Source organism: Dactylosporangium sp. NPDC050688 (genome assembly GCF_040654515.1).
GTDB lineage: Bacteria > Actinomycetota > Actinomycetes > Mycobacteriales > Micromonosporaceae > Dactylosporangium.
Map to the genome: position 1 here is coordinate 82,002 of NZ_JBFAIC010000011.1, position 24,884 is coordinate 106,885.

Genomic DNA, 24,884 nt, shown 5'->3' on the forward strand with positions numbered 1-24,884 from the left:
CCCATGGTAGTAAGAGCGGCATGACGGACGACCTGCGACGCATCGCGAAGGAACGCTTCGGCTGGGACCGCCTGCGCGACGAACAGGTCCGGGCGATGGAAGCGCTGATGGCGGGCCGCGACGCCCTGGCCGTCCTGCCGACCGGCGCCGGGAAGTCCGCGATCTACCAGGTGCCCGCGCCGCTGCTGCCGGGCCCGACGATCGTCATCTCACCGCTGCTGGCGCTGCAGCAGGACCAGATCGCCTCACTGACCGCCCGCAACCAGGCGTCGCTGCAGGCGGTGCGGCTGTCCTCCGCCGAGGGCAAGGCCGAGCGCGCGGAGGCGCTGGAGGCGCTGCGGGCCGGCGACGCCGAGTTCGTCTTCCTGACCCCTGAACAGTTCGCCGACCCGGCCCGCGTCGCGCAGATCAAGGCCCTGAAGCCGAGCCTCGTCGCGGTCGACGAGGCGCACTGCGTCTCCGCCTGGGGTCACGACTTCCGCCCCGACTACCTGCAGCTGGGCCAGTTCATCCGCGAGCTGGGCCGGCCGCCGATCGTCGCGCTCACCGCGACGGCGTCGCCGCCGGTCCGCGAGGACATCGTCGACCGGCTCGGCATGCGCGACCCGGAGATCGTCGTCACCGGCCTGGACCGGCCCAACCTGTTCCTGGAGTCGGTGCACTGCCCCGACGAGCAGACCCGCTTCCGGCGGCTGCTCGCCCGGCTGCGCGAGTCGACGCCGCCGGGCATCATCTACGCGCCGACCCGCCGCGCCACCGAGGAGCTCGCCGAGCGGCTCGTCGAGGAGGGCATGCCGGCCGTCGCGTACCACGGCGGCATGAGCGCCGGTGACCGCGAACGCGCCCACGAGGCATTCCTCGCCGACGAGGTCGAGATCATGGTGGCGACCACCGCCTTCGGCATGGGCATCGACAAGCCGAACATCCGCTGGGTCAACCACATCTCGCTGCCCGACTCGCCGGACTCCTACCTGCAGGAGATCGGCCGGGCCGGCCGTGACGGGCAGCCGGCGCAGGTGCTGCTGCTGCACCGTACCGAGGACACCGGGCTGCGGAAGTTCTTCACCGGGCTCTCCATCGACCGCGAGGAGGTCAGCTCCCTCGCGGCGCTGCTGCGCTCCGTCGCGCCCGACCCGATCACCCGCGACGAGCTGGAGGAGCGCACCGGCCTCGGCGCCCGCAAGCTCGGCCAGCTGCTCAGCCTCCTGGAGGAGGTCGGCGCCGCGCAGCTGCTGCACGGCAGCAAGGTCAAGGCCCCCCGCTGGGCGCCGACCCCGGCGAAGGCGGCAGAGCTCGCCGAGGCGCAGGCCGAGCGACAGCAGACCCTGTCGCGGTCCCGGCTGGACATGATGCGCAACTTCGCCGAGACCGAACTGTGCCGCGGGCAGACGCTCCTCGCGTACTTCGGCGAGCACCTCGACGGCACCTGCGGGCACTGCGACAACTGCCTCGACGGCAGCGCGCAGGCCGGCCTGGACGCCACCGGCGACGTGCCGTTCCCGATCCACAGCGAGGTCCGCCACGGCGAGTGGGGCAAGGGCATCGTGCTGTCCTACGCGGGCGAGCAGATGACGGTCCTGTTCGACGAGGTCGGCTACAAGACGCTGTCGGTGCCGGTCGTCGAGGAGCACCGGTTGCTGCGCCCGGTCTGACGGGTTGGTGTCCGGCCACGGCCTTATCCGGCCGCGGCCGCTTCAGCGGCGGGCGGCGTCCTCGTTGCGGTGCCCGAGCGCGGCCCACACCTCGCTCACCGTCTCGAAGAGCTCGTCCTCGGGCAGCCGCTCCAGCTCGGCGAGGACGTCGTCGGGCGCGTTGAGGTCGGTCGCGCCGGCCAGCAGGTCGTCCCGGTCACCGGGCAGGCTGGCCAGGGGGATGAACCGGCCGAGCCGGCTGCGGGCTTCGATCTCGTCATGGGTGAGTTCAGGCTTCATGTCACGGCGATACCCGGGCATATCGCCACCAAACGAGCGACACCCGATTGAGGTGAGGCGGGCCTGGGTACCTCCATGGACATCCGCCCGAACCGCCGCACCTCCACCCCCGGGTGTGCGGCCGGGCGCTTCACAGGAGGTGAACACACGTGGGACGCATCGGGCAGCTGTTCGGCGGGCGCAACGCCGGCGTGGTGGACCGCGACCACGACGGCGTCGACGACCGCGTCGAGGACCGCACCCTCGACACCCGCGACCGGACCCTGGACACCCGCGACCGGACGCTCGACCAGCGCGACGACACCGTCGAGCGGCGCCACGACAAGGACGGCGACGGCATCGACGACCGCATCGAGGCGAAGCGGCTGCGGACGTCAGGGATTTCCGACCGCACCGCGGATCGGACCCACCGCATCCCCGCCGTCGGCCCGCTGCCGGGCGACGCCGACACCGACCGGGACGGCATCGCCGACCGCCGGGAGACCCACACCACGACCATGAAGCCGGTCATCGACCGCGAGCGGGTCACGCCGGACACCGACACCGACACCGGCGTCGTGCCCGTCGACGCCGGCCGCCCGGCCCGCGCGAGCCTGCTGTCCACGCTCGGCCTCGTCGTCGGCGTGGTCGCCGTCGCGGCCGCCCTCACCGGCCTGCTCGCCGTCTGGGCGCTGCCGCTCGGCGCGCTCGGCCTGCTGCTGTCCTTCGGCGGCATCATCGCCGGCGCCCGCCGCCACGTCGCGGGCCGCGGCACCGGCACCCTCGGCGTCCTGTTCAGCGGCACCGCCGTCGTCTTCGCGGTCCTCGCCATCACCGGCCAGGTCAGCTGGCTCGACACCGACGTCGACCAGGTCGCCCGCCTGAACGAGTGGCTCGACGCCCAGTTCCCGTGGATGCGCGACTGGTAAGCAGTTCCGGACGCCCGCGACGACCGGCCGGTGCGCCCAGCGCCCGGCCGGTCGGTCGTGCTCAGGTCGGTCCGTCGTGCTCAGGTCGCGGCGGGGACGTGGGCGCCGTGCAGGATCCCGTCGCCGGCGTTGAGCACCTTGTCGAGCGCCTCGGCGGGCAGCGGGCGGGAGAAGTGGTAGCCCTGCGCCTGCGGACAGTCCAGCTCGCGCAGCCGCGCCGCCTGCTCCGGCGTCTCGACCGCCTCGGCGATCGACGACAGGTGCAGGCTGTTGCCGAGCTCCACGATCGCGCGAGTGAAGGCCATCTCCTCGGCCATCGCGCCGTCGGGGGTGAACGCCCGGTCGATCTTCAGGATGTCGACCGGCAGGTGCCGCAGGTACGCCAGCGACGAGTACCCGGTGCCGAAGTCGTCGACGGCGACCCGTACACCCTCCTCGCGCAGCGCCGACAGCAGGACCGTCACCTCGTCGTTCTCCGCCGACGAGGACACCAGGACCGTCTCGGTGATCTCCAGGATCAGCGCGCTGCCGGGCAGCTGCGCGTCCCGCAGCGCCGACAGGACGGTCTGCGCGAAGTCCGGCTCCCGCAGCTGGCGGCCGGAGACGTTGACGGTGACGCAGATGCCGAACCTGTCGTGCCACGGCCGGACGTCGCGGCACGCCTGCCGCAGCACCCATGCACCGATCGGGACGATCAGGCCGTACTGCTCGGCGATGGGGATGAACTCCATCGGCGGCACCGGCCGGCCCTCGGGGCTCCAGCGCAGCAGCGCCTCCACGGCGGTGACCCGGCCGGTGGACAGGTCCACCACCGGCTGGTAGTTCACCACGAACTCGTCGTCGGCGACCGCCCGGCGCAGCTCGGCCGACAGGCGCATGTGCTCGTGCCGCTCGGTGGCCAGGCGCGGCTCGTACGCGGCGAGCCGGTTCTTGCCGGCGGCCTTCGCCGCGTACAGGGCCAGATCCGCGTTGCGCAGCGCCTCCGCGGGCGTCGCCGGCGCCTGCACCAGCAGCGTGCCGACGCTGGTGGTCACGCTCAGCTCCCGGCCGCCGATCGCGTACGGCTGAGCCAGGGCGTCGACGATCGCCTGACCGACCGCGTTCACCCGCAGCACCGGCACGTCCTCCAGCAGGACGGCGAACTCGTCACCGCCGAGGCGGACCAGGGTGTCCGCGGTGCCGACCTCGCCGAGCAGCCGCGCCGCCACCTCGATCAGCAGCGCGTCGCCGACCGGGTGGCCGAACGAGTCGTTGACGTCCTTGAACCCGTCCAGGTCCAGCAGCAGCAGGCCGTGCGCCGCGGTCGTGCGGGTCAGCGCGTGCTCGAGGCGCTCCTGCAGCAGCGCCCGGTTGCCCAGCCCGGTCAGCGCGTCGTGCAGCGCCCGGTGCGTCAGCTGCTGCCGTAGCGCCTCCTGCTCCCGCAGCGCCTCGCCGAGGGCCAGGGCGTGCGCGTCCAGCTCCTCGACGCGCCGGTTCGCGAAGCGCACCAGCTGGCTGAGCCGGGCGATCAGCAGTACCGACGTCACCATCGACGTGGCCAGGGGCACGACCGCCCACCAGCGCGACGACGACGGCGCCGCGGCCAGCAGCATCGCGATCGCGATGGCCGGGCCGACCAGCGACAGCACCGAGTACAGGCGGACGCGGTGCCGCGGGATCACCTGCTGCGGGCGTTCGGGCCGGCCGGCGGCCTCGGCCATCGACGGGTGCAGCGCGCCGGTGCCGAGCAGCGCGTACGCGCACAGGTACAGCGCCGCGGAAACGCTGTCGCCCCTCGGGTCGCCGGTCCACGCGAGCGCGACGTAGAACACGATGTCCCCGGCGATCAGCGTCGCCGCCGCCATGCACACGAGCCGGTAGGCGGCGTTGCGGACGCTCGAGGTGAACGCCATCCGGGTCACCACCACGACCAGCGCCAGGTCGATCATCGCGTACAGCACGTGGCTGACCTTGTGCGGGGCGTCGAAGCGGGCGCTGGACAGCACCGGATGCACGATGAACGTCCAGCTCAGCGCGGCCACCCCGGACGCGACGATGCCGGCGTCGATGAGCCGCTCCCAGCGTGGCCGGCGCGGGTCCAGCCGTACCCAGCTCATCAGGCCGCCGCCGAGGAAGGGGTACGCCGCCAGGAACAGCGCGTCCTTCACCGAGGGGAAGCCGACCTCGCCGGTCAGCACGAAGTCGACGGCCCAGGCGGCGGCGCCGAGCACGGAGCAGGCCAGGCCCGCGCAGAACAGCCACCACGTGCGGCGGTCCGCGGGGCGGTGCCGGCGCACCCCGACGGCCACCGCGGCCACCGTCGACACGCCCACCAGCAGGTACAGGACCTGGCGCGGGATGACCGGCAGGAACCCGCCCGCGACCACCGCGCCGAGTCCCACCGCCGCATACCAACGCCATGCGGTCATGGGTCTCCTTGTCGCTGGTTCGGCTGACCTGCCTATCGGCAGCCGGACCGCGGAACTGAGCGGGGCGAAGATGGACGGGTTCGAGTGCCGCGCGACGGGTAGGGAGCGCCGATGAAGGTCGCACTGCTGGGGCCGATCGCCTGGCGGACCCCGCCCCGCGCGTACGGGCCGTGGGAACAGGTCGTGTCGCTGCTCGCCGAGGGGCTCGTCGCGCGGGGTGTCGACGTCACCCTCTTCGCCAGCCTGGACTCCGTCACCACCGCCCGCCTCGACGGCGTCGTGGCCCGCCCGTACAACGAGGACGCCTCCTACGACGGCAGGATCTGGGAAGCGCTGCACGTGGCACGGTGTTTCGAGCGCAGCGCCGAGTTCGACCTGGTGCACAACAACCTTGACTGGCTGCCGCTCGCGATGAGCGGTTTCTGCCGGGCGCCGCTCGTCACCACCGTGCACGGCTTCTGCTCGCCGTCGATCCTGCCGGCGTACCAGCGTGCCCGCTCGGCGTTCGTGTCCATCTCCGACGCCGACCGTGGCCCCGGCATCGACTACGCGGCCACGATCTACCACGGCATCGACGTCGAACAGTTCCCGTTCCAGCCGTCGCCGGGCGACTCGCTCGTCGCGTTCGGCCGGATCCACCCCGACAAGGGCACCGCGGACGCGATCCGGATCGCCCGCGCCGCCGGCCGCCGGCTGCTGATCGGCGGTCCGGTGCACGATGAGCGGTACCACGCCGAGGAGGTCCTCCCCGAGATCGACGGCGAGCAGATCGTGTACCTGGGCAACATCGGCCCCACCGAACGCGCCGGCGTCCTCGGCGACGCGGCCGCGCTGCTGCACCCGATCGGCTTCGCGGAACCGTTCGGCCTGTCCGTCGTCGAGGCGATGACGTGCGGCACACCCGTCGTGGCGTATCCGTTCGGTTCGATGCCGGAGATCGTCGACCCGGGCGTCACCGGCTACCTCGCCGGCTCCGTCGAGGAGGCCGTCGAGGTCCTCGACGACGTCATCAAGCTCGACCGCCACCAGGTCCGCGGGCGCGCGACGAGCCGCTTCGGCGCCGAGCGCATGGTCGAGGACTACCTGCGGCTCTACACCCGCCTGCTGCGCTGAGCCGGGGCGGCCGGCGGTCAGATTCCTCAACGCGGGCGCCCAGATTCCTCAAGGCCAACGCCGGTCGGCCGAACGTTCACAGTGTGCGGCGCCCGCGATCTTACGACGCGGTAACGCGGGACGGCTCGGCTCCGGCAGCGACGTGGCAGGCTGCCGGAGCCGACGCCATCTGCGCGCATCGTGATCGAAGGCTGGCTTTGTGTCACCGTTTTCTCTAGGCTCTCGGGCGGAGGGAAGGCTGTGACTAGCGTCGATACCACTACGGGTCTCGTCGTGGCACCCGGGTTCGGCTTCGGCGCCCGGCTCGCCGCGGTCGAGGACCTCGTCGCCACCTGGGACCTGGAGGGTGCCCAGGCGGCCGCCCGGGCACTGCTGGACGAGCCCGGTCTGCCGCCCGGCGACCGGCTCACCGCCCGCCGGCTGCTCGCCGAGGCCCTGCGCGAGCTCGGCGAGCTCGACGCCGCCTACGACCTCGCCGAGGCCGTCGTCACCCAGGCCGAGCAGGTGTACGGGCCCACCCACGTCGCGACCGTGCACGCCTGGGCCGTCCTGGCCGCCGTGCGCCACGACTACGACGAGTGGGACGCCGCCGAGGCGCTGTACCACCGCGTCCTGGACAGCGGCGTCGACGAGACCGACCCGGTCACCGGCCCCGAGGCCGCCCGCGTCATCCGCCTGACCAGAGTCAACCTCGCCCTGCTGCAACGCGACCGGGGGCAGCGCCCGCTCGCCCTGGCCATGCTCAACGCCGCCTACGTGGTGCACCGCCGCGAGTACGGCGCCGACGACCTGGACACCATCCGCATCGCCGCGGAGCTCGCCGCCCTGCACCACGCCGACGGCAACGTCCCCGCGTCGCGGCGCCTGTTCACCCTCGCGCACGCGGCGGCCCGGTCCCGGCTCGGCAACCGCCACCCGTTCACGAAGGCGGTCGAGTGGGAGCTGGCGGCGGTCGAGCCACCGATGCCGGCATCGCTGGTGCACCCGGTACCGGCGACCGGGCCGGCCGCATCGGCGCCTGCGGCATCACCCGCGGACGCCACGGGAGCCACGGAGGACTCTGAGGGCTCGGACGACCTGGTTGATCCGGACGATCCGTTCGACCTCAGCGCTCCCTTCGACCCCGCCGATTCGTTCGATCCCGCAGATCCGGCCGACCTGGATGAGCTTGGCGGGCCGGACGGCGGCCCCGGCGGTCCCGGGCCGGTCGGGTCGCCGGCGGGGGCGGTGCCGGTCGGCGGTCCTGCTGAGGTCGTCGCCGCCGGACCTGTCGTGCAAGAGGCGGCGATGCGCCATCCCGGAGGCGCCGACGCCGCGGTGGTCGGAGAGCGGCGGGTCGTCGTGCCGCTCAAGGCGGTCGCCGGGGTGGTGGTCGGCGCCCTGCTGGTCGCCGCTGTGTCGGTGTTCTGGCCGTCCGGCGGCGCGCCGTCCAGCGGCGCGGCGGACGGGGCCGGCTCCACGGGGGTGACCACCGTTGGTGCTGGTGCCGATGCGGGTGGTGAGCCCGTGCGGGTTCACGACCTGCGGCTGCGGGACGACGGAGCCACGCTCGCCGTCACGTGGGCGGCACTGCAGAGCCGGGCGGTCGTGGCACTTTCACGGGCCGGCGAGCCGGCGGTCGTGGTGGCCGAGGTGCCGCCGGGCACGACGTCCTACGTGGTGAAGGGGGTCGATCCCGTCGCGGCGTACTGCGTGGTGGTGGGGCCTGTCGATGCCGCTGTGGCGGTCACGGCCGGGACGTCGGTGTGCACGGCGCGGCCGTGAACGCGAGGGTGGGGACAGGCGGTCGTCGCCGGGCGTGGCGACAGGTTCGCCAGGTATAGTCCGGCCGATGCGGCTCACTGACCGGACGCTCAACCGGCTACCCCGCCCCGTGGCAAGGCTGATGCGGGATCATCGCGAGACGGTCAAGTTCGTGATCGTCGGCGGTCTCTGCTACGCCGTCACGCTCCTGGTCAACTACGCGCTGCGGTTGACGCTGCTGGAGGACAAGCCGGTCACGGCGCTGACGATCGCGAACGTGGTCGCGTCGGTGGTGTCGTACTTCCTGAACCGCGAATGGTCGTTCCGGACCCGGGGCGGCCGGCGCCGCCATCACGAGATGGCGCTCTACCTGGTCATCAATGGCATCGGCGTCGCGGTGAACGCGGCGCCGTTGTTCGTCGCGCGCTACGTCTTCGGGCTGCAGGAGCCGGCCGTCAGCGTGCTCGTCGAGGAGATCTCCGACTTCGGGTTCGGCATGGTCCTCGGTACGGCCCTCGCGATGCTGTTCCGGTTGTGGGCGTACCGGACGTGGGTCTTCCCGCACGACGACGTGCGACCGGCGCCGCAGCGGTGGGACCACGCGGTGCCGGCCCAGGCGACCGCGCCGCCGTCCCAGGTCAGCCGCGCCGACAGCTGAAGTCCCCGGCGCGCCGGCCGGGTCAGAAGGTGATGTGGTCGGGGTCCGGCTCGGCGGGCGCGCCGAGCAGCTGGTCGACCCCCGCGACGCGCAGCTGGCGGTGCACGAACGGGCTGGCCCGGTGGATCACCAGGCGGACGCCCTCGGCGCCGGCCTCGCGCTGGGCGCCGACCAGGGCACCGACGGCGGCGGAGTCCAGGAACGTGACGAGCCCCAGGTCGACCCGCAGCACGCTCGGGCGGCGCTGCGTGGCGGCGGCGACGAGGTCCTGGCGGAGCGTCGCGGCGTTGCCGTGGTCGATCTCGCCCCGGACGGAGACCACCGTCGAGCCGTCCATCAGGACGTTGACCGTTACCGACATCGACATGGTGCTCCCAAGGTGCTCACCAGCCACAGCATAGGAGCACGTCGAGCCGCCCGCAGCGGCACCGTGCCCCGTTCACCCGGTTTGGCCGGTTTTCAATCGGTTCGTGGGGGTGTCCCGCCCGGGATGTGGTCGGGGCAGTGCAGCCGCAGCTCGCGGTAGCCGAACGGGGCGTCGACGAACCAGCAGTGGTGCGGCGCTTCGGTGCCGGGGTGGCGGTATCCGTCGAAGAACCGGCACGACAGGCACATCCGGCTCACGGGAATCTGCCCCTCGCGCTGCATCTGCGTGATCCTGGTGGTGACCATGCGCAGCAGCCGGGCCTGGGTCTGCTCGTCGAGCTCCTCGACCTTGCCCAGCACGGTGCCGGCCCAGTCGGACGGCGCCGGCGTCATGGCGAGCCCGCGCTCGGTCGCGGCGACGCGCATGTCGTGCGCGGCGTAGGACGGTGCCGGCCGCATCTCCACCAGCCCGTCGGCGACCAGCGGCGACAGGATCGCCATGGTCGCGGCGACCGACGAGCCGAGCTCGCCGGCCAGGTCGGAGAGCCGGAACTCGCGGTCGCGCCGGCCCAGCAACAGCAGCACCTGCCGGTGTGGTGGCGGCAGCGCGGCCGAGCCGGCCGGGGGAGCGCCGGTGGGCGCCATCACGGCGACGCGCACCAGGCCGGCGACGAGCTTCTGCGCCTGTGCCTCAAGGGTCACGGCAGCCTCCTCCCGAGCATCCGCTGGTAGCACCCTAGACCCGGACGTCGATCAACAGGGAGCACCGCGCGCCGCAATTCGCCGCGATCCATCGGCCGGCGCCGGAATCGTGGCGCGGCGATCGTGGCCCGTCCCTCGGGTGGCGGCATCGTCGTCCCCGGTGAACGCCCGAAGCGCCAGCCGTACCATGGCAAAAATAGGAAATGTCCGGAAATATTGGTGTACGCTACGCACGTTTCAGCAGGGTGCGACGGGGGTCGGAATGGGTGCAGGACGGTTGGTCGCGACGGCCACGATGCTGGTGGCGGCGGTCGGGACCGGGCAGATGGCGGCGGCCGGGCCGAGTTACGGGGCGACGGCGGCGGCGAAGCCCACGAAACTGGTGCTCACGGTCGCCAGGGGCGAGACCACCACGCCGGTGCAGCGGCGGGCGTCGCTGACGTGCCGGCCCGCCGGTGGTTCGCACAAGCAGGCCCGTGACGCGTGCTCGGCGCTGGCGAAGGTGGGCGGCAACTTCACCCGGCTGCAGGTGACCGGGGGCGCGTGCACGATGCAGTACGACCCGGTCACCGTGACCGCGGTCGGCCGGTGGAAGGGCAAGCGGGTCGACTACCGCAAGACGTACGGCAACGCGTGCGCGCTGTCCACGACGACGGGGCCCGTGTTCAGCCTTTGAACACGCCCAGCGTCTTGAACTGGTGGTTGGGGAAGATGGCCGCCGAGTCCTGGACGTTGAAGCGTTTCTTGAGCATCTCGGCGAGGACGTCGCGGTAGTCGTTGGCTCCCGCGAGGTCCCCCTGGTCGAGGGCGCCGGGGGACAGGCCGGGCCAGTTGCCGTGCACCTTGCCGCCGTTGAGGCCGCCGCCGAGCAGCAGCATCGCGTTGCCGTGGCCGTGGTCGACGCCGACGTTGCCGTTCTCCTGGACGCGCCGGCCGAACTCGCTCATCGTGATGATGGTCGTGGTGTCCAGCAGCGGGCCGAGGTCGGTGGCGAAAGCGCCGATCGCCTCGGACAGGTTGGTCAGCGAGTTGCGCATGTCGCCGCCGTCGACCCGGCCGAGGTTGGTGTGCATGTCCCAGCCGCCGACGTCGAGGGCCGCGACGCGCAGGCCGACGCCGGCCTTCATGAGCTGCGCGATGTCCCTGAGACGGCCCGCCAGGCCGCCGCCGGGGTACTGGACGCCTTCCATGGGCCGGTACTGCGAGTTGGCGATCTTCTGCGCGGTGTTGATCGCCTGGATGGTGCTGGCGGCGGTGCCGGCGAGGGAGTGGTCCAGGCCCGTGTAGAGGGTCTTCAGCGCCTCCATCGTCTGGCTGCGCATGGCGTCGTTGTCGATGCGGAAGTCCCGGATGCCGTTGAGCACGATCGCCTGCTCGCCGCCGACGAGGGAGCGCGGCAGCGCCGAGCCCTGCGCGACGGCGCGGAACGTGGTGCCGGGGCCCATCTGGGCGAGGACCCGGTCGAGCCAGCCGGTGCGGACCGCGACCGACGCGGCGCCGCGTTCGAGGGCGTCCTGGGCCTGGAAGTGGCTGCGGCTCGCGTCGGGGGAGGCGACGGCGTGCACGGCGGCCATCTTGCCGGCCTGCCAGAAGGGGTACAGGGCGGTCATCGCCGGGTTGAGCCCGAAGCCGCGCCCGGCGGGCAGCAGCGCCGCCATCGGGATGGCGATGTTGGGCCGCATCGAGCGGTAGTTGGGATCGTCGCCGGGCGCGACCACGGACAGGCCGTCCATGCCGCCGCGCAGGAAGATGACGATCAGGGTGCCCTTGGTGTCCTCGGGCGCGGCGAACGCGACCCGGCTCGTCACCAGCTGCGTGCCGAGCGCGGCGACGCCGACGAAGCCGGCGCCCTGCACGAGGCGGCGGCGGGTGAAGCCCTTGCTCCACCGGTCGCGTTCGGCGGCCAGCTCGTCGCTGACCTGGTCGGCGTGCACCCGGATGGCGGCCTCGCACAGGTTGGGCCCGTGCCGGCGCAGCTCCTCCAGCGACGCCGGCCGCCGCTCACCTTCAGGAAGATCGTTCACAGGAAGAGACCTCACCGCAGCGCGTGGTAGACGGAGTCGAGGACCAGTGGGGCCAGGTTCGGCAGCTTCCCGCCGAGGTTGGCGTCGGTGACCCGGGTGTCGGGCTTCGCGCCGAGGAACTTGATGAGCGCGTCGCGTTCGGCGGGCTGCATCGGCTGGAAGATCAGCCGGTTGCACAGCACGTCCAGGTAGGTCGCCATGGTCGCGGCCGGCTGGGTGACGAGGGAGTCCGCCCGCGGGTTGTTGAGGCCCTTGAACGACTGCTGCAGGAAGGCGCGGTGCGCGTTCCAGGTCTCCAGCATGCCGGCCGCGGAGCTCCAGGCGTTCGCGACGTCGGGGTAGCCGTCCGGCGGCTCCCAGCCCAGCGGCGCCTGGCCGAGCTTGCGGGTGAAGTTGTACAGGTCCTCGAGGGCCTTGCCGGTGTCGGCGCCGGGCTTGGTGCCGACGACGCGGGCGGTGGCGATGAAGTTCTCCAGCGGCCGGCGGGTCTTCAGCCCGGCCGCGATCCAGAACTCCAGGGACCGGAAAAGGACCTTGAGCACCGGCACGATCGCCGAGCCGCTCTGCTGGTACGCGGTGGCGAGCCGGTCGACGAGCGACTGCGGCGGCGTGTCGCACACGAAGCGCACGGCGAGCTTGCGGGCGATGTACTTCGCGGTCGACGGGTGTGTGGCGAGGTACAGCAGGTACGCGTCGCCGACGGCCAGGCCGTCCTTCGCGGACTTGTTCGCGTGCTGGAAGCCCAGGACCTTCACCGCGCCGGTCCAGTGCCGGTTCTGCTCGTACCGGAACACGCCCTCGCGGGTCGCGGTGCGGCCGGTCATCAGGTACGCGGAGTTGCGGACGTCCTTCTCGTTGTAGCCGCCGTCGATGCCGACGGTGTGCAGCTCCAGCAGCTCGCGGCCGTAGTTCTCGTTGACGTTGCGCTTGTCCGAGGACGTGTTGTCCAGGTACCGCATCATCGCCGGGTCGCGGGCGGAGGCGATGAGCATGTCGGAGAACTTGCCGAGGGCGTGCTTGCGGATGACGTTGACGTCGTAGGGCACCCGGGTGTCCCAGCCGCCGTCGAACGGGCTGGTGATGTTGAGGTGGTTGTTCCAGAAGTCGACCATCACCTCGAACAGCTGCCGGGTGCTCCAGATCTGCCGGGCGATGACGGCGCGGGTCAGCTCATACATCGCCTTGTTGTCGCCGTCCTTGACCGACGCGCGGATCTGCGCGGTGGTCATGGTGACGGTCGGCGTGGTCTGCAGCGCCGCATCGGCGACCGGGTCGGGGATCTTGCCGGGCTCCAGCTGCTGGTCGAGCCAGCCGTCGATGCCCAGCTCCTTGACCGCGGCGACGTCGGCGTGCGTCGGGCCGAACGTGCAGCGCCGCAGCAGGTGCAGCACCGGATCCCGGTTGAGCGGCGTGGGGAAGCGCGGCGTGGCGCGCATCGCGGCGACGGCGGCCGCGGACGCGGAGTCGGCGGTCCCGGACGCGCCCAGGTCGTTGAGGTCGCCCTGGCCGCTGGTGTAGCTCGAGTCGCGGTTGGAGAAGGAGCCGGCGTCGCGCGGGGAGACGTTGCCGCCGCCCTGGCCGGTCTTGACCATGTCGTCGGCGTCCTCGGGGCGGCCGAGCATCGCCGCGGCGCCGGATCCCAGCCCGCCGATCGCGACGGCGCCCCCGCCGAGGGCCCAGAGCGCCTGGCGCCGGTTGCGCATCAGCTCGTGCAGGGCCGGCCGTCCGGCGCGCAACCAGGCCGGTGCGGGTCCCCGGGAGGTTCTGGCGGCAGGTGTACCGGTGGCAGCGCCGACCTTCGCGTCGTCGTCGCCTGCCGGTGAGGGCTCGTTGAGCACGCGCGGCATCGGGAACTCGCCCGTGTAATCGGCGAAAATGGCGCCCTTGACCTTCTTGCTGTGGGGCTCGTGGGGGCCTTCATCCGAGAAGAGCCGCTCAGGCATCCCTGAACCCTAGTGAGCGCGTGATCTCCCGTTCAAGCCGGTAGATGCGGGTGCGGCTCAACTTTGTCTTTCTTCTTGCTTAAGCGGGGCGCATACCTCGTCAATACGTGAAATTCGGGCGACTACCAAAAGTTATCTCTTCCGTACGCACCGCAGAAGCGGTACGCATGAGGCAGCCGATGAGGGGAGGCGGTGGAGGTCGTGCGTGACGCTGCGCCGGTCCGCCGACGTCGGAGGGTGACGCTCGCCGACGTCCCCGTCGCGGCGAAGATCGCCCTCGTCCTGGTCCTGCCGCTGGCCGGCCTGCTCGGCCTCGCCGGCGTCGCCGTGACCGTCTACACCGGGCAGGACGGGCGCATCGGCGACCTGCGCGGCGCGGTCGCCGCGGGCGCGGAGGCCGGCCGGGTCGCCGACGGGCTGCAGCGCGAGCGCCTCGCCATCGCCCGGCTGCTCAGCGGCGGCGGCGACGGCGCCCGTGACGCGTTCGCCGCCGAGGCCGCCCGCACGGATGCCGCCGTCACCGCACTGCGCAGCCGGCTCGCCCGGGTCGGCGGCGGCGACGACCTCGACGCCGGGCTGGACGGGCTCGCCGTGCTGCGGGCCCGCGCCGCCGCCCGCGAACCCGACGCGCCCGGGCAGGTGCTGCTGCTCGGGTACCGGCAGCTGATCGCCGACCTCGTCACCTTCCAGCAGGGCGTCGCCGAGCGGCCCGCGCCGGCCGCCGTCACCGCCGCGGCCCGCGCCGCCGGCTGGCTCGCGGTCGGCAAGGAGGAGCTCGCCCTGATCCACAGCACCGCGGCCAGGGCCCTCGCCGCCGGTGAGCTGACCCCCGCCGACCGCGACCAGCTCGTCGCGCACCGGGCCGCCGCCGCGGGCGCCTTCGAGCGCTTCGCCGCCGCCGCGACCCCGGCCTGGCGCGCGCAGCTCGCCGGGCTCGACGTCACCGCCGACGTCGAGCAGCTGCTGCTGGCGGCCCCGGCCGCCGCCGACACCGCCGCCTGGGCCCGCACCTGCCTGGCCCAGCTCGACGGGCTGCGCGACCTCGCCGAGCGGGTCGCCGCCGACACCGCCGCGGCCGTCACCGACGCCCGCGACCGGCAGAACCGCACGATCATCGCCGGGCTCGCGCTCGTCCTCGCGGTCACCGCCGCCGCTGTCGGGGTGGCCGTCGCCACCGGCCGCTCACTGCGCCGCGGCCTGCATGCGCTGCTGCGCACCCCGCCCCAGGAGCCGCCCGCCGCCGGCCGCGACGAGGTCGGCCGGGTCGCCGAGGCGTTCGGTGCCGTCCGGCGCGACGCGGCCCGGGCCGCCGCCGAGCAGGCCGCCCTGCACGCCGGCGTGACGGGCATGTACACCGACCTCGCCCGCCGCTGCGCCAGGCTCGCCGACGCGCTGCTGGAGCGCCTCGACGCGGCCGAGCGTGACGAGGCCGACCCGGACCGGCTGGAGCTGCTCTTCGCCGTCGACCACCTCGCCACCCGGCTGCGGCACGACACGCAGAGCCTGCTCGTCCTGGCCGGCGCCGGCACCGCCCGCGAGCACGCCGCGCCGGTGCCGCTGTTCGACGTGCTGCGCGCCGCACAGTCGCAGATCCACGATTACCAGCGGGTCGAGTACGGCCGCGTCGACGACGACGTGAGCGTCACGCCGGCCGCCGTCGACGGTGTGGTGCACCTGCTGGCCGAGCTGCTCGACAACGCCGCCCGGCACTCCACCGCCGAGCGCCCCGTCCTGGTGGACGCCCGGCGCACCGGGGACGGCGCCGTCGTCCACGTCACCGACCGCGGCCCGGGGGTCGACCCCGCCCGGCTGGAGGAGCTCAACGGCTGCCTCGCCGACCCGCCCCCGTCCGGGCCGCGGCTCGGGCTCACCGTCGTGGCCCGGCTCGCCGCCCGGCACGGCCTGGACGTCACCCTGCAGCCGTCCCACGGTCAGGGGTCCGGGCTGGTGGCCGTCGTGCGGCTGCCGTCCTCGTTGCTGTGCGAGCCGGCCCCGGCGCCGTCGCCGGCACCGGTGGCGCCCGCCGTTGCCGCCCGGCCGCTCCCGCCGCGCGTGCTGGAACGCAGCCCGGCGCTGCCCGGCGCCGAGCCGGTGGACATCCCGCACCCGCGCCGTCCCGGCGCCCGCGCGCCCGCCGGCCAGGGTGCGCCCGCTGTTCCCGCCCAGGTTGCGGCCGACGGCCCGACGGTCGAGGCCCGGGCGTTCGACGACGGACTGCCACGGCGTACCGTCGGACCGTCACCAACCGCGGATCCCGTCGCCGGCGAACCCGGCGACGTCAGCACACTCCTGTCGACCTCCCGGCACCCGATCGGCCGCCTCGGCGCCGTGGCGGTGCAGTTGCACCAGGAAGGACACGCCACGTCATGACAGCCACCACGGGGCTCGACTGCGTGCTCAGCGGCTTCACGGGACGGGTGGCCGGCGTCCGGCACACCGTCGCGGTCTCCGGGGACGGCCTGCTCGTCGCGGCGTCCGACGAGCTGCCACCGGAGCGCGCCGACCAGCTCGCCGCGATGGTCGCCGGCGTGGTGTCCCTCGCCCAGGGCCTGTCGGCCTGCACCGACGCCGGGCCGGTCCAGCGCACGATCGTGCAGATGGGCCGCAGCCTGCTGTTCGTCATGGCGCTCGGCGACGGTGACACGCTGGCGTCGCTGGCGGCGATGGTCCAGCCGGGCTGCGACGTGGGGGAGGTCGCGTTCGAGATGACCGGCCTCGTCGGCCAGGTCGGCGCCGTGCTGACGCCGCCCGCCCGTTAAAGGTCCGGGTCCCGGCCCTCCTTGATGTTGCGCGCGTCGCGCAGCGGGATGAACGGCTCCTTGTCCTCGGGCATGCCGCCCTCGATGGCGCGGCCGCGTTCCAGCTCGGCGTCGAACTCGGCGCCCAGCAGGATCGCGATGTTGGAGATCCACAGCCAGACGAGGAACGCGATGATGCCGCCCAGCGTGCCGTAGGTCTTGTTGTACGAGCTGAAGTTCGACACGTAGATCGCGAAGCCGGCCGAAGCCAGCAGCCAGATGACCACGGCGAGGCCGCCGCCGGGGGTGACCCAGCGGAAGCCGGTCTGGCGGGCGTTGGGCGACGCCCAGTACAGGATGGCCAGGATCAGCAGCACGACCAGCAGCAGGACCGGCCACTTGGCGATGTCCCACACCCGCACCGCCTGGTCCGACAGCCCGATCCAGCCGCCGGCCTGCTCGGCGAACCTGCCGGTGAAGACGATGCTGAGGGCGGCGAGGGCGATGAGGGCGCCGACGGCGACGGTGACGCCGAGGCGGATCGGCAGCACCTTCCAGATCGGGCGGCCCTCGGGGACGTCGTAGATCGAGTTGGCGGCGCGGATGAACGCGCCGACGTAGCCCGAGGCGGTCCAGACGGCGCCGAGGAGGCCGACGACGGCCAGGACGCCGGCGGAGCTGGAGCCCTCCTTGAGCTCGCCGACGGCGCCCGTCACCGGCCCGGCGATCGACGGCGGGAACAGCTGCTGGGCGTTCTTGAGCACCGCGTTCTCGGTGGTGTCGGTGAGCAGCATGCCCGACAGGGCGAGCAGGACCAGGATGCCGGGGAAGATCGACAGCACCCCGTAGTAGGTCAGCGCGGCGGCCCAGTCGGTGAGGTTGTCGTTGTTGAACTCCTTGACCGTCCGCTTGAGGACGTCGATCCAGGAGCGCCGGGTGAGCTGCGTGGGCCGGCTCGGGGCGTTTTGGAGCTCCGGGCCGGTGGGGTCGTCCTGCGCCATGCCGTACCTATGCCCTGGGGGCGGGCGGGGATAACGCTACGGTGCGACCCTTCCGGCCCGGATCAGGGCGACCTGCACCATGTCGACCAGTTCGGTGGCCCGGAACGGCTTGGCCACCACCGATGCCTCGGGCCCGAGCTCGACGACGGCGGCGTCGAAGTACGGCAGGCCGGACATGTACATGATCAGCGCGTCGGGGCAGTTGGCGCGCACCACCTCGGCGACCTGGACGCCGGTGCCGTCGTTGAGCTTCAGGTCGGTGATGGCGAGGTCGATCGCGTCGGGGTGCTCGGCGCACACGCGCTCCGCGCCGGCGAGGCCCGACGCCGTGTACACCTCGGCGCCGGCGCGGCTGAGCACCCGTTTGACGATCTCGCACAGGTCCGGCTCGTCGTCGACGACGAGGACGCGCAGGTGCTCCAGCATCCCTTCACGATAATTCGTGACCGTGCCTGATCTGCCTTACTTTGCCGGGTTGCCGGGCCGGATCCGGCTGCGGCTGAACCCGAGGAACACCACCAGCACGCATGCCACCACCAGCAGCACCGCCGCGAAGGTCCACCACGCGGGCCGGCCGGCGGACGGGGCCGGGGCGGCCGCGGGCGGCTGGGCCTTGGTGGTGAGGAAGTCGGCGGGCGCGGCCGCGGCGCTGGTCGCGGCGGGCGGGGCGGCCGGCGACGACGGCGTGCGGGTCGGCTTGGCCGAGGTGGTGCTCTTCACCCCGGTGGTGACGGTGAAGGAGAAGCTGCCGTTGCCGGACATCCCGCCGATGCCGGAGGCGGTGTAGGACACGGTGTAGCTGCCGGGCATGCCGTCGGGCACGGCGAGGGCGATGCGGGCGGTCTCGTTGCGCACGGTGACCCCGCCGACGGGCACCGTGGCGCTGTCGGGGCCGGTCAGCGTGACCTGGGCGTCCAGGATCTTGTCGCTGAACACCAGCTGGAGCTCCTGCGGCAGGTGCCCCACCCGGGTCTCCGCCGCCGGCGTGCTGCGGGCGAGCGTGAGTCGGGGTGCATATGCGGTGGCAATTGCCGGAAACGGCAGGATGCCAAGAATTCCGACAATTATCGCGGCGAGAACTGTACTTCGCCTGACCACACCAAGAAATCGCCCGGTCATGGGCGGAAACGATAGTCCATTGACATCAGCGATGTGCGGAGGACGGTGTTAGCGTGCCGTTTCATGCAGGGCAGTTGGCGTGAACTGGTGCAAATCAAACGGCCCCCGGCGCCGACCCCGGCGAGCCGGCGGCTGCGGCGCATCGTGCTGCTCACGGCCGTGCTGACCCTCGCTGCGGACGCCGTCAACCTCAAGTACTCCACCGAGGGCGGATTCGGTCTGGGGGTGCGGACGTTCTGGGCGATGCTGCGCGCGGTCGGTTTCCTGTTCCTGATGCGCGAGATCCGCTGGGGCCGGCTCACCGCCCGGCCGTTCGGGTTGATCCTGGCGGTCACCACCGTGTTCGCCTCGGCCCGGCTGGCCCAGCCGCGCAAGGACGGGTTCCTGCCGCCGTGGCCGGTTCTCGTCGCGCTCGCCGTCATCCTAACGCTCTGCGCGGTGGTGGTCTGGCAGCTGTTCCGCTCGCCCGCGATCGCCGCGCACCTGACCCGCCGCCCCTCGAAGCGGCCGATCCCGCCGTGGGCGCTGACCGCGCGGGTGGCGGCGCTGTCGTACTCGGCACTGCTCAGCGTGCCGTGCCTGGTCGCCGCCGGCACCCTGTGGGACGAGCCGCGGTTGCCCCGCTCCACCGCCGTGCCGCTGGTCATCTCGTGGTTCGTGCTCGGCATCGCGGTCGCCTTCGTGGCGTCGCTGATCAGCTTCGCGATGATGTTCGGGCACACCTGGGCCCGCGTACTCCTGGCCATGATCAGCGTCTTCGTGCTGCTGGTGCAGCCGGTGCTGTGCTGGCTGCTGCTCGGCGCCGACGGGGTCATCCGCGACGGCGTCCCGCTCGTCCTCGCCGCGCTGGTCTGCCTCTACGGCCTGGCGAGGTCCGGCACGGGAGGACCGGCCACGGCGGCCGGCACCTCCTCCGCCTGAGCCGCCGCGGTGCTCGAAGTCACCTGGGTGATTTGACTTCGAGCGCGCTCGGAGGGGGAGTGTTGGAGGCATGCGACAGCGAACCCTTGGCACTCTGACCACGTCCGCGCTCGGCCTGGGCTGCATGGGCATGAGCGAGTTCTACGGCCCGGGTGACGACGCCGAGTCCGTCGCCACCATCCGCCGCGCCCTGGACCTGGGCGTGACCTTCCTGGACACCGCGGACATGTACGGCCCGTTCACCAACGAGCAGCTCGTCGGCCGCGCCATCGCCGGGCGCCGCGACGAGGTGACCCTCGCGACGAAGTTCGGCATCCAGCGCGAGGGCGGCACCCGCGGCATCAACGGCCACCCCGACTACGTGCGCGCCGCCCTCGACGCGTCCCTCACCCGCCTCGGCGTCGACCACATCGACCTGTACTACCAGCACCGCGTCGACGACCGGGTGCCGATCGAGGACACCTGGGGCGCGCTCAGCGAGGCCGTCGCCGCGGGCAAGGTCCGGCACCTGGGCATCTCCGAGGCGTCGGTGGAGACCGTGCGCCGCGCGCACGCCGTGCACCCGGTGACCGCCGGGCAGTACGAGTACTCGTTGTGGACCCGCGACCCGGAGGACGGCATCCTCGGGCTGTTCCGCGAGCTGGGCATCGGCCTGGTCGCCTACAGCCCGCTCGGCCGCGGCTTCCTCTCCGGCGAGATCACCGACCCGTCGCAGTTCGACCCGTCGGACTTCCGCCGCCACAACCCGCGCTTCCAGGGCGAGAACTTCCAGCGCAACCTCGACCTGGTCGCCGAGGTCCGGTCGCTGGCGGAGGCGAAGGGCGTCACCCCGGCGCAGCTGGCCCTGGCCTGGGTCCTCGCCCAGGGCGACGACGTCGTGCCGATCCCGGGCACGAAGCGGCGGTCGTACCTGGAGCAGAACGTCGCCGCGCTGGACATCGTCCTCACGCCGGACGACCTGGCCGCGATCGAGAAGCTCGCCATCGGCAGCGACGTCGCCGGCTCGCGGTACCCCGCCGAGACGATGGGGTCGCTGAACCGCTGACCGGCGATCCTCCCCCCGGGGCGACGCCGGTGCTGGCGCCGCCCCGGGGTTCGTCGTATGGTGGTCGGCGTGTCCGCGTTCCTGAACCGATGCTGGTGGCCCGCCTGACGAGGCGGCCCACTCCCGCGTGACACCCACATCCGCGGCCGCCCTCACCGGCGGTCGATTTTTCGTTCCCTCCTCGCAGGGGCCGGCCGCCGGACGGGCGGCCAGACCTGAGAGGGACGACCCGCATGCTGCCCGACCCGACCCGCCCGTTCGCCCTGCTGCGCCGCGAGGGCCGCGACGTCGTCGAGGTGCTCACCGGCACCGTCGTCACCGTCGCCTCGCTCGCCGAGATCCCCGACGAGTCCCTGTCGCTGGTGCCGTTCCGGCAGGTCCGCGAGCGCGGGTTCGACTGCGTCGACGACGGTACGCCGCTGTCGGTGCTGCGCATCTCGCACCGCTCGGAGCGGGCCGTGCCCGATCTGGTCGCGGCGCTGCCGGCCACGCCGGTGTCGCTGCGCGACGGCGCCTTCGACGTGTCCGACGACGACTACGCCACGATCGTCCAGGAGGTGCTGCGCGACGAGATCGGCCGCGGCGAGGGCTCCAACTTCGTCATCCACCGGGTGTTCGAGGCGGGCATCGAGGGTGACCCGCTCGCCGCCGCCCTCGCCGTGTACCGGCGGCTGCTGGAGCGCGAGCGCGGCGCCTACTGGACGTTCCTGGTGCACACCGGCGAGCGCACCCTCGTCGGCGCCACCCCCGAACGGCACGTCAGCGTCGAGGACGGCCTGGTCATGATGAACCCGATCAGCGGCACGTTCCGGCACCCGGGCGGCGTGCCGGACAAGGCCGCCGTGCTGCGGTTCCTGTCCGACCGCAAGGAGATCGACGAGCTGTCCATGGTGCTGGACGAGGAACTCAAGATGATGGCGACCGTCGCGACCGAGGGCGGGCAGGTCGTCGGGCCGTACCTCAAGGAGATGGCGCACCTCGTCCACACGGAGTACCTCCTCGCCGGCCGTAGCGCACTGGACGTGCGCGACGTGCTGCGCGAGACGATGTTCGCGCCGACTGTCGTCGGCAGCCCGATCGAGAACGCGTGCCGGGTCGTCGCCCGCCACGAGCGGCGCGGCCGCGGCTACTACGGCGCGGTCCTCGCCCTCATCGGCCGCGACGCCCTCGGCCGGCAGACGCTCGACGCGCCGATCCTCATCCGCACCGCCGACATCAGCGCCGCCGGCCGGCTGCGGGTGCCCGTCGGGGCCACGCTGGTGCGGCACTCCACGCCCGAGGGCGAGGTCGCCGAGACCCACACCAAGGCCGCCGGCGTCCTGGCCGCGCTCGGCCTCGGCGCCGCCCCCACCGGCCCGGCCCGCCCGGCCGCGCCGCTCGCCGCCGACCCCGCCGTGCAGGCCGCCCTCGTCGCCCGCAACGGCACCCTCGCGCCGTTCTGGCTGCAGGACCACCACACGCGGGCGCTCGCCGTCCCCGAGCTCGCCGGGCGGCGGGTCCTCATCGTCGACGCGGAGGACACGTTCACCGGCATGCTGCACCACCAGTTGCGGGTGCTCGGCCTGGACGTCACCCTCCAGAAGTACTCGGCCCCGGTGTCCCCGGCCGGCTACGACCTGGTGGTGCTCGGCCCCGGCCCCGGCGACCCGCGGCGGGTCGAGGAGCCGAAGATGGCCGCCATGCGGGCCGTCGCCGCGCGGCTGCTGGCCGACGGCACCCCGACGCTCGCCGTGTGCCTCGGCCACCAGCTGCTGTCCGGCCTGCTCGGCCTGCCGCTGCGGCGCAAGGCCAACCCGTACCAGGGCATGCAGCGCGACATCGTCTTCTTCGGCCGGCCGGCGACCGTCGGCTTCTACTCCACCTTCACCGCGTCCCACCCGCACGACCGTTTCGACAGCCCGTACGGCCCGGTGGAGCTGTCCCGCGACCCGGCCAACGGCGACGTGCACGCGCTGCGCGGCCCCACCTTCGCGGGCGTGCAGTTCCACCCGGAGTCGGTGCTCAGCTACGACGGCATCGACCTGCTGCGCACCATGCTGACCACGCTGCTGCCGGCGGCCGCGGTGTCGTAGGGCGCGTGCGCCGGCGTGCCCGGCGCACGGCGCTCGCGGCGCGCCGTGTTGCCGCAGCCCGCGGTGGGTAACCGTGCGGTCGTGATGCGTCTGGTACGGGTGGTCCGGCGGTTCTTCCACGGGCGGGACCTCAACCTGCACGCCGGTGCCGTCACCTTCTACGGTGCGGTCGCCGTCGTGCCCGTCGCGCTGCTCACCGTCAAGCTCGCCGGGCTGATCGCCGGCGCCGGCAGGATCCGGGACCTGGCCGGCCCGGTGATCGCGGCGATGCCCGACCGCCTCGGCGCCGACCACGCGACGGCGCTGCTGTTCGACGCGGGCCTGCGCATGTCGTGGCCGCTCACGCTCACCGCGCTGGTCCCCGCCACCTGGTACGGCGAGGGCCTGCGCCGCGCGTTCGTCTCCCTCGCCGCCCCCGGGCCGGACGGCACCCCGGTCGCCGGCTGGCGGGGACGGCTGCTCATCCTGCCCGTCCTCGCCGCCGCGCCGGTCCTGCTGCTCGGCCTCCTCCTCGTGCTCACCAGCGCCGCACGCCGCCTGCAGGCCGGCGGCTGGCCTGGCGTCGGGGCGGTGGTGGTGTCGTTCCTCGCCGCCTGGCTGGCGCTCAGTCCCGCGTTCGTCATGGTGTACCGCTGGTGCGCCCCGCCCACGCCCGCATGGGGCCCGACGGTCGTGGTCGGCTCGTTCACCGCGGCGAACATCTCCGGCTTCGCGCACGGGTTCGTGCTGTTCTGGTCGCTGCCGCTGGACCTCGGCGTGCCCTTCGGCGGGCTGGACGCGGTCGGCGCGATCGTCGCCGTCCTGCTCTGGCTGTACCTGTTCCACCTGGTGACGCTCATCGGATACGGTGCGACCCTGCAGGCGAGCCGATGGTGGGCCTTGCGCTCCGCGGCATCGTGAACGATGCTTCCGAAGAATTCTCACTATTGGGGGCCTTCATGCGGGACCGCCGGGCAAGACTCAGCGTCGCCGTGGCGTATCTCGTCCAGGGCTTCTGCTTCGCGGCGCTGCTGACCCAGGTCGGCGTCCTGCAGGAGAAGTTCGGCTTCTCCGACGGTGAGCTCTCCCTGGTCCTGCTCGCGGTCCCGGTCGTCGCCGGCGTCGGCAGCGTCCTGGCCGGCCTGCTGTCCAGCCGCCTCGGCAGCTCACCGGTGCTGCGCGCCGGCGGCCCCGGCGTCGCCCTCGCGATCGCCGCCGTCGGCCTGGCCGGGCAGGCCTGGCAGCTGTACCTCGCGCTCGCCTTCGTCGGCCTCATGCTCGGCGTCGTCGACGCCACCATGAACATGCAGGGCGTCAGCGTCGAGCGCCGGGACGGCCGCCCCGTGCTCAACTCCTTCCACGCCGTGTGGAGCGTCGGGGCCATCCTCGGCGCCCTCGCCACGGCCGGCACGTCGCGGCTCGACTGGTCGATCGCCGCGTCGCTCGGCGCCGTCGCGGCCGCCGGCACCGCCCTCGCCCTGGCCGCCGGGCCGTGGCAGCTGCGCCGGGCCGAGGAGGTCGCCGACGTGCCGCCCGGCGCCGCCACCGCCGTGCCCTGGCGCCCGGTCATCCTCGTCGGCATCGCGATGATGCTCATGTTCATCGCCGACTCCGCGGTCTCCAACTGGAGCACCGTCTTCCTCGACCACGCCTTCGCCGCGAGCACCAGCGTCGCCGCGCTCGGGCTCGCCGCGTACCAGACGATGATGCTCATCGGGCGCACCGCCGGCGACCTCATCGTGCGCCGCTTCGGCCCCGTCGGCGTCGTCTCCGCCGGTGGCGTCGTCGGCGGCCTGGGCCTGGGCCTCGTCGCCGCGTCCCCGACCGCGGCCGTCGGCATCGCCGGGTTCGCCGTCGTCGGCATCGGGCTGTCGCTGGTCGTGCCGCAGTCGTTCTCCGCCGCGGGCCGCCTCGACCCGGCCGGCACGGGTGTCGCGATCGCCCGCGTCAACCTGTTCAACTACGTCGGGTTCGTGGTCGGCGCCGGACTCATCGGCGCCGTGGCGGAGGGCGCGTCGCTGCGGCTGGCCTTCGTGGTGCCGGCCGTGCTGGCGGCGGGGATCGTCGCGCTGGCACCGGCGTTCCGCACGCAGGCACCGCTCGCGCGGGCTGCCGAGGTGCCGGCACCCGCCGCCGGCTGAGCCCGGCGTTTCCAGTCCGTCCTCTGCCCGGTCGGCCCGTTGCCCGCCCGGCGATGCCCGCCCGGCTGATGC

The 24,884-nt window shown here is 73.1% G+C and carries 22 protein-coding genes; 13 read left to right on the forward strand and 9 right to left on the reverse strand.

The features are described from left to right. Positions 1 to 20 precede the first annotated feature (20 nt). Entirely contained in the window at positions 21 to 1,652 is a 1,632-nt protein-coding gene (locus AB0H83_RS13570) for an ATP-dependent DNA helicase RecQ (RefSeq protein WP_360091909.1), read from the forward strand. A 42-nt stretch (positions 1,653 to 1,694) separates the two neighbouring features. On the opposite strand, the gene AB0H83_RS13575 is transcribed toward AB0H83_RS13570, so the two are convergent. Beyond that, complete coding sequence (locus AB0H83_RS13575; protein ID WP_360091912.1) at positions 1,695 to 1,931, reverse strand: DUF2795 domain-containing protein; 237 nt, start codon at positions 1,929 to 1,931, stop codon at positions 1,695 to 1,697. 149 nt (positions 1,932 to 2,080) lie between these two features. Here AB0H83_RS13575 and AB0H83_RS13580 point away from each other — a divergent pair, with 149 nt between their 5' ends. Further along, a complete protein-coding gene (locus tag AB0H83_RS13580) occupies positions 2,081 to 2,839 on the forward strand; it encodes a hypothetical protein (RefSeq protein WP_360091915.1) in 759 nt (252 codons plus the stop codon). An 80-nt stretch (positions 2,840 to 2,919) separates the two neighbouring features. Here the strand turns inward: AB0H83_RS13580 and AB0H83_RS13585 are convergent, their stop codons facing one another. Beyond that, positions 2,920 to 5,247, reverse strand: a complete 2,328-nt coding sequence (locus AB0H83_RS13585; RefSeq protein ID WP_360091918.1) for a GGDEF domain-containing protein — start codon at positions 5,245 to 5,247, stop codon at positions 2,920 to 2,922. Positions 5,248 to 5,358: 111 nt separating this feature from the next. Between AB0H83_RS13585 and AB0H83_RS13590 the strand changes: the two genes are divergently transcribed. The 3 genes from AB0H83_RS13590 to AB0H83_RS13600 all read left to right on the forward strand — a co-directional run bounded on the left by AB0H83_RS13590 (position 5,359) and on the right by AB0H83_RS13600 (position 8,761). After that, entirely contained in the window at positions 5,359 to 6,360 is a 1,002-nt protein-coding gene (locus tag AB0H83_RS13590) for a glycosyltransferase family 4 protein (protein ID WP_360091921.1), read from the forward strand. A 240-nt stretch (positions 6,361 to 6,600) separates the two neighbouring features. After that, positions 6,601 to 8,124, forward strand: coding sequence for a tetratricopeptide repeat protein (locus AB0H83_RS13595; RefSeq protein ID WP_360091924.1), 1,524 nt, complete (start codon positions 6,601 to 6,603; stop codon positions 8,122 to 8,124). Positions 8,125 to 8,191: 67 nt separating this feature from the next. Further along, positions 8,192 to 8,761 (forward strand): GtrA family protein, encoded by a 570-nt coding sequence (locus AB0H83_RS13600; protein WP_360091927.1) that lies wholly within the window; start codon positions 8,192 to 8,194, stop codon positions 8,759 to 8,761. Positions 8,762 to 8,783: 22 nt separating this feature from the next. On the opposite strand, the gene AB0H83_RS13605 is transcribed toward AB0H83_RS13600, so the two are convergent. Together AB0H83_RS13605 and AB0H83_RS13610 are read right to left on the reverse strand one after the other, a co-directional pair. Then, a complete protein-coding gene (locus tag AB0H83_RS13605) occupies positions 8,784 to 9,128 on the reverse strand; it encodes an STAS domain-containing protein (RefSeq protein ID WP_360091930.1) in 345 nt (114 codons plus the stop codon). A 92-nt stretch (positions 9,129 to 9,220) separates the two neighbouring features. Next, positions 9,221 to 9,829 (reverse strand): hypothetical protein, encoded by a 609-nt coding sequence (locus AB0H83_RS13610; RefSeq protein WP_360091933.1) that lies wholly within the window; start codon positions 9,827 to 9,829, stop codon positions 9,221 to 9,223. Between the two features lie 277 nt (positions 9,830 to 10,106). On the opposite strand from AB0H83_RS13610, the gene AB0H83_RS13615 reads away from it, so the two are divergent. Beyond that, entirely contained in the window at positions 10,107 to 10,505 is a 399-nt protein-coding gene (locus AB0H83_RS13615; protein ID WP_360091936.1) for an SSI family serine proteinase inhibitor, read from the forward strand. Here AB0H83_RS13615 and AB0H83_RS13620 read toward each other — a convergent pair. Both AB0H83_RS13620 and AB0H83_RS13625 read right to left on the reverse strand, forming a co-directional pair. Further along, on the reverse strand, positions 10,495 to 11,853 hold the full coding sequence (locus AB0H83_RS13620; RefSeq protein ID WP_360091939.1) for a DUF1501 domain-containing protein: 1,359 nt from the start codon (positions 11,851 to 11,853) through the stop codon (positions 10,495 to 10,497). The two genes, AB0H83_RS13615 and AB0H83_RS13620, sit on opposite strands and share 11 nt — an antisense overlap. An 11-nt stretch (positions 11,854 to 11,864) precedes the next feature. Further along, positions 11,865 to 13,796 (reverse strand): DUF1800 domain-containing protein, encoded by a 1,932-nt coding sequence (locus AB0H83_RS13625; RefSeq protein ID WP_360091942.1) that lies wholly within the window; start codon positions 13,794 to 13,796, stop codon positions 11,865 to 11,867. Positions 13,797 to 13,997: 201 nt separating this feature from the next. Between AB0H83_RS13625 and AB0H83_RS13630 the strand changes: the two genes are divergently transcribed. Together AB0H83_RS13630 and AB0H83_RS13635 are read left to right on the forward strand one after the other, a co-directional pair. After that, positions 13,998 to 16,166, forward strand: a complete 2,169-nt coding sequence (locus tag AB0H83_RS13630; RefSeq protein ID WP_360091945.1) for a nitrate- and nitrite sensing domain-containing protein — start codon at positions 13,998 to 14,000, stop codon at positions 16,164 to 16,166. Further along, on the forward strand, positions 16,163 to 16,555 hold the full coding sequence (locus AB0H83_RS13635) for a roadblock/LC7 domain-containing protein (protein ID WP_360091948.1): 393 nt from the start codon (positions 16,163 to 16,165) through the stop codon (positions 16,553 to 16,555). Before AB0H83_RS13630 ends, AB0H83_RS13635 begins: the two co-directional genes overlap by 4 nt. On the opposite strand, the gene AB0H83_RS13640 is transcribed toward AB0H83_RS13635, so the two are convergent. From AB0H83_RS13640 to AB0H83_RS13650, 3 genes are read right to left on the reverse strand one after another with little or no spacing between them, the layout of a single operon-like run. Beyond that, entirely contained in the window at positions 16,552 to 17,535 is a 984-nt protein-coding gene (locus AB0H83_RS13640; RefSeq protein ID WP_360091951.1) for a YihY/virulence factor BrkB family protein, read from the reverse strand. The genes AB0H83_RS13635 and AB0H83_RS13640 overlap by 4 nt on opposite strands. A 36-nt stretch (positions 17,536 to 17,571) precedes the next feature. Beyond that, a complete protein-coding gene (locus AB0H83_RS13645; RefSeq protein ID WP_360091954.1) occupies positions 17,572 to 17,961 on the reverse strand; it encodes a response regulator in 390 nt (129 codons plus the stop codon). A 36-nt stretch (positions 17,962 to 17,997) separates the two neighbouring features. Continuing rightward, positions 17,998 to 18,654 carry a copper resistance protein CopC gene (locus tag AB0H83_RS13650; protein ID WP_360091957.1) on the reverse strand — a complete coding sequence of 219 codons (657 nt, stop codon included), beginning with the start codon at positions 18,652 to 18,654 and terminating at the stop codon, positions 17,998 to 18,000. Positions 18,655 to 18,741: 87 nt separating this feature from the next. On the opposite strand from AB0H83_RS13650, the gene AB0H83_RS13655 reads away from it, so the two are divergent. The 5 genes from AB0H83_RS13655 (at position 18,742) to AB0H83_RS13675 (ending at position 24,812) form a co-directional block, all read left to right on the forward strand. Continuing rightward, positions 18,742 to 19,575: a hypothetical protein gene (locus AB0H83_RS13655; RefSeq protein ID WP_360091960.1), complete on the forward strand. Its 834-nt coding sequence runs from the start codon at positions 18,742 to 18,744 to the stop codon at positions 19,573 to 19,575. Between the two features lie 70 nt (positions 19,576 to 19,645). Then, positions 19,646 to 20,620 carry an aldo/keto reductase gene (locus tag AB0H83_RS13660; protein ID WP_360091963.1) on the forward strand — a complete coding sequence of 325 codons (975 nt, stop codon included), beginning with the start codon at positions 19,646 to 19,648 and terminating at the stop codon, positions 20,618 to 20,620. Positions 20,621 to 20,853: 233 nt separating this feature from the next. Then, positions 20,854 to 22,692 carry a chorismate-binding protein gene (locus AB0H83_RS13665; RefSeq protein WP_360091966.1) on the forward strand — a complete coding sequence of 613 codons (1,839 nt, stop codon included), beginning with the start codon at positions 20,854 to 20,856 and terminating at the stop codon, positions 22,690 to 22,692. Between the two features lie 84 nt (positions 22,693 to 22,776). Next, positions 22,777 to 23,592 (forward strand): YhjD/YihY/BrkB family envelope integrity protein, encoded by an 816-nt coding sequence (locus tag AB0H83_RS13670; protein ID WP_360092227.1) that lies wholly within the window; start codon positions 22,777 to 22,779, stop codon positions 23,590 to 23,592. A gap of 71 nt (positions 23,593 to 23,663) precedes the next feature. Continuing rightward, on the forward strand, positions 23,664 to 24,812 hold the full coding sequence (locus AB0H83_RS13675) for an MFS transporter (protein WP_360091969.1): 1,149 nt from the start codon (positions 23,664 to 23,666) through the stop codon (positions 24,810 to 24,812). Positions 24,813 to 24,884 lie beyond the last annotated feature (72 nt).

What these genes read in the sequence shown, in the direction of transcription:
- AB0H83_RS13570 (WP_360091909.1), top strand. Translation starts at nt 21, where the DNA reads ATGACGGACGACCTGCGACGCATCGCGAAGGAACGCTTCGGCTGGGAC.
- AB0H83_RS13575 (WP_360091912.1), bottom strand. Translation starts at nt 1,931, where the DNA reads ATGAAGCCTGAACTCACCCATGACGAGATCGAAGCCCGCAGCCGGCTC.
- AB0H83_RS13585 (WP_360091918.1), bottom strand. Translation starts at nt 5,247, where the DNA reads ATGACCGCATGGCGTTGGTATGCGGCGGTGGGACTCGGCGCGGTGGTC.
- AB0H83_RS13590 (WP_360091921.1), top strand. Translation starts at nt 5,359, where the DNA reads ATGAAGGTCGCACTGCTGGGGCCGATCGCCTGGCGGACCCCGCCCCGC.
- AB0H83_RS13600 (WP_360091927.1), top strand. Translation starts at nt 8,192, where the DNA reads ATGCGGCTCACTGACCGGACGCTCAACCGGCTACCCCGCCCCGTGGCA.
- AB0H83_RS13605 (WP_360091930.1), bottom strand. Translation starts at nt 9,128, where the DNA reads ATGTCGATGTCGGTAACGGTCAACGTCCTGATGGACGGCTCGACGGTG.
- AB0H83_RS13625 (WP_360091942.1), bottom strand. Translation starts at nt 13,796, where the DNA reads ATGCCTGAGCGGCTCTTCTCGGATGAAGGCCCCCACGAGCCCCACAGC.
- AB0H83_RS13635 (WP_360091948.1), top strand. Translation starts at nt 16,163, where the DNA reads ATGACAGCCACCACGGGGCTCGACTGCGTGCTCAGCGGCTTCACGGGA.
- AB0H83_RS13640 (WP_360091951.1), bottom strand. Translation starts at nt 17,535, where the DNA reads ATGGCGCAGGACGACCCCACCGGCCCGGAGCTCCAAAACGCCCCGAGC.
- AB0H83_RS13645 (WP_360091954.1), bottom strand. Translation starts at nt 17,961, where the DNA reads ATGCTGGAGCACCTGCGCGTCCTCGTCGTCGACGACGAGCCGGACCTG.
- AB0H83_RS13650 (WP_360091957.1), bottom strand. Translation starts at nt 18,654, where the DNA reads ATGACCGGGCGATTTCTTGGTGTGGTCAGGCGAAGTACAGTTCTCGCC.
- AB0H83_RS13660 (WP_360091963.1), top strand. Translation starts at nt 19,646, where the DNA reads ATGCGACAGCGAACCCTTGGCACTCTGACCACGTCCGCGCTCGGCCTG.
- AB0H83_RS13665 (WP_360091966.1), top strand. Translation starts at nt 20,854, where the DNA reads ATGCTGCCCGACCCGACCCGCCCGTTCGCCCTGCTGCGCCGCGAGGGC.
- AB0H83_RS13670 (WP_360092227.1), top strand. Translation starts at nt 22,777, where the DNA reads ATGCGTCTGGTACGGGTGGTCCGGCGGTTCTTCCACGGGCGGGACCTC.